Genomic DNA, 3,454 nt, shown 5'->3' with positions numbered 1-3,454 from the left:
GTTGAAAGAATAATAGATCATATCAAAACGAATAAAGTTATGTATGCTAAATTAATATTTACAACTGCGTTAATGTTACATTTTAATATCAATTGCAATGCTAGTGGTTTTGAAGATAGTTTAGATAAAGTAGGAAATCAAATAATAGATATGCTTTTAAGCGTAGCAAAATGGGGATGTATCGGTATGGGAATTAAAAATATGATAGGGACAATGCTAAATGGTGGCAATATGAAACAGGCAAGCACAGAAGGGATACAATACTTTTTAGGATATTTATTTATACAATTCTTCCCACAATTATTTGACTTATTTAAAGGAATAAAGTTTTAGGAGGGATAAAATATGTTAGAAAAAATCTTTAAAAGTTTAAATCCTGGAAATATGATAGCAAGTTGGTTGAAAGAGTTAGGCAAAGATATAGTTCTAAGTAGTTATTGGATATGTCTTATAGGTGGCTTAATAGGATTATTATTATTTGTATTTGGTTCTAAAAAAGGGAAAGATGCAGCAATGTTAAGTCCAGTTATATATTTAATCATTAGAATCTTAGGGGCGGTGATATTAGGTGTTAAATAAGAAAAATAAGATATATAAATTTATAGAAATTAAAAATCATAAGTATGTTACATTACAGCTCATACCAACTAAATCAAATAGAAATAACACAACTTCAAATATAGCTGTCTTAATAAATAAGATGTACCTTAAAACAAATCAAATGATAAAGTATGAAAATAAGAAGTTAAGAATAGAATGTCAAACTAAAGCTTCTTATTATATACACATCACTAAAGATGAAATACAATTCTTTTTTATAGTTCCTAGCTTTCACTTAGATAACTTTAAGACCAAAATAGCAAGTACCTGGAAAAACATAGAGATAAAAGAAGTTGAAGGATTACCAGTAAACGTAAATGAATGTACTAGATACCAACTAAAATATAAATACAATGATGTACTTAGTCTAGATGTAGACAAGAGAAACAACGACCTTCTAAATGCGAATATGAGTGTTTTAGAAGTATTGGAAGAGAAAGAAAGTGTGGGCATATACTATAATTTCATTCCGACATCTGATAGAGAAACAAACTATTTTAGAACAATATATAAAGATGCAATTGAGAAATATAAAAACGGAGATAACCTGAAGAAAAATAAAAATATATGGGATATAATTGTAATGGCTCTTAAATTTATAATTGGATATATAGATGACTTTTTTAATACTATGCAAAAGCAAGTCAATACAACTAAAAGCATAGGTATAAAAAGGAGAATATCCACATGCACTGAAAATAAATATGATAAGGATCTATGCAAGACACAAATATTAGTTGTCGCTAAGTCAACTACTAAAGATAAAGAAATATCTATAGCTAGAACAATGTGTAATAGTTTTAAGAGTATTACAAATGACAATGAACTTATATATAAAGAAGTTAAGAAAGACTTAAATTTAGATGCAGTTACAATAAATAATGTTACTGTTAATAGTACCAGTGTAGATGAATGTAATAACTTTATAGCAGTTCCAGGAGCTGAACTAATAAATCAATATAATGTTATAGAACATAAAGATGTTAAAGAGACTAAAGTTCCGCAAGAGCTTAAAGAAGGAATGATAAATTTAGGTGATAACAGATATAAAGATAATATAGAAACTGTATTTGCCAATAATGATGAAGACTTAAAATCACTACCTCATGCTATCCTTGGAGGTAGCAGAAGTGGTAAATCTACTCTAAGTATAAATATGTGTAAAAATATTATTGATGCTGGAGAAGGGTTAATAATTCCGGATTTTATTAAAAATTGCGAGTTTGCAGATGTAATAGCCAGTATAACACCTAAAGATAGATTAATAGATATCGATTTATCTGTTTGGGAATGCATTCAAGCTTTAGCTTACAATGAACTTATGATAAAAGAAGATATGAATGCTTTTGAAATAAATAAAATAACTAGAAGAAAAACAAGCATGATGCTAGAGTTAGTTAACATAATGAATAATGATGAAAAACAATTACCACCTAAAATGAGAAAATATTTAGGTGCTGCAGCTAGGGTAGCATTTTGCTACAATAGTTCGAGCATGAGAGATGTTATGAGAATATTGCAAATTCATACAGTAAGACACGAATATATAAACAGTTTAAGTAATGAACTAAAACAATTATTAGAGGATAGCATAATATCTTTATTAGAATTGGATGAATATTCAAAACCTACTAAAGATAATCCTATTCCAGAAATATGTGGCACTAAAGAAAATAAAATAGAAGGTATAATCGATAGAATAGATTTATTTAGAGAAAATGATGTTATTGATGCAATGTTTAGTAAAGATCCTACTGAGAATATTGATTTAATTAAGGCTATGGATGAAGGAAAAGTTATAATTATTAGAATGAGAGATTGTGATTTTGATGATGTAACTAGTAAAGATGTAGTTACAACATTCTTCATGCAAAAGATATGGTTGGCAACTAAGATAAGAGGACATAGAGAAAATGCCAAAGGAAATAAATATCCAGCTAGGGTTACGCTTCTTATAGATGAAATATTCCAAGTTCCTACAGCGCAAAAAATACTTGAAAGTACATTCTTACAAAGTGCCAAGTTCGGATTAAAATATATATTAACTCTTCATAACCTAGAGGGGTTATCTAAAGAGTGTTTAGCAAGTTTAGAAGGCGCAAATGTATCGTATACATTAATAAGCGGGGTTAATAAGAAAGTATTTGAAATGTTAGAAGAAGAATTCGAAGAGCAAGGATATTGCTCAAGTGACTTAATTAATCTTAAGAGATATCATGCATTACATTTATTAAAAGTTAATAATGGTTTTAAAGCGTTAGTTACTAAGTTGCCACCAGAGTTAAAAGTGAAAGATAACAAAGATGTACATCAAGAATTAATAGCGTAGAACAACATAATTAAACATAAAAATAGGAGAATATAAATTCTCCTATTTATTTTGACACTTATATTAAATTAAGCATATTGTGGTTAGGTTGCTAAAACTAACATAACCGCTTTACTCATATTCCGTCAAGTTTACTTCGTTTCACTTGCTACATATTCGCTTCGCATGTTATAGCATATGCAAAGGCATCCTAAAAATATTCCTAAATTATAAAATTTAGTATAAAATATAAAGAGCTAGGGATTAGTTCCCTAGCCTATGAAGATTGTTGATAAAATGTGGATAAGTTAAGTTTTTACCTGTTGATAACTTCAAAACTGACAATGATACTGACAATTCAAGTATAAATATTTATCAAACTCAGTGTTTGCAACGATTGAATGTTTTAATATATACTCCCAAAAGGAATAGTATATATTACGAATGAGGTTTACTTTGAATTGCCTTAGTAGAGTATTTCAGGGATTTAAGGTAATGTTTACTAGGTATACCGAATATATTCTACTGCTAATTAACTGACATTTT

Annotated in this window: 3 protein-coding genes; all 3 read left to right on the top strand. The window is 28.3% G+C overall.

The features are described 5' to 3' along the window. A partial coding sequence (locus tag NSA58_RS17605; RefSeq protein ID WP_257560754.1) for a hypothetical protein occupies positions 1–333 on the top strand: 333 nt, incomplete at its 5' end. 12 nt (positions 334–345) lie between these two features. Continuing rightward, complete coding sequence (locus NSA58_RS17600) at positions 346–579, top strand: hypothetical protein (protein WP_257560753.1); 234 nt, start codon at positions 346–348, stop codon at positions 577–579. Then, positions 569–2,929, top strand: coding sequence for a hypothetical protein (locus NSA58_RS17595; RefSeq protein ID WP_257560752.1), 2,361 nt, complete (start codon positions 569–571; stop codon positions 2,927–2,929). The genes NSA58_RS17600 and NSA58_RS17595 overlap by 11 nt, the downstream gene beginning before the upstream one ends. The last annotated feature ends 525 nt before the right edge of the window (positions 2,930–3,454 follow it).

The sequence above is a fragment of the Terrisporobacter muris genome (assembly GCF_024621905.1).
GTDB classification, from domain to species: Bacteria; Bacillota; Clostridia; order Peptostreptococcales; family Peptostreptococcaceae; genus Terrisporobacter; species Terrisporobacter muris.
Note: the sequence above shows the minus strand (reverse complement) of the source record. Positions and strands in the feature narration are given on the sequence as shown.

Bases quoted from the DNA above. Each gene is read 5' to 3' on its own strand.
- NSA58_RS17600 (WP_257560753.1), top strand. From the start codon at position 346: ATGTTAGAAAAAATCTTTAAAAGTTTAAATCCTGGAAATATGATAGCA.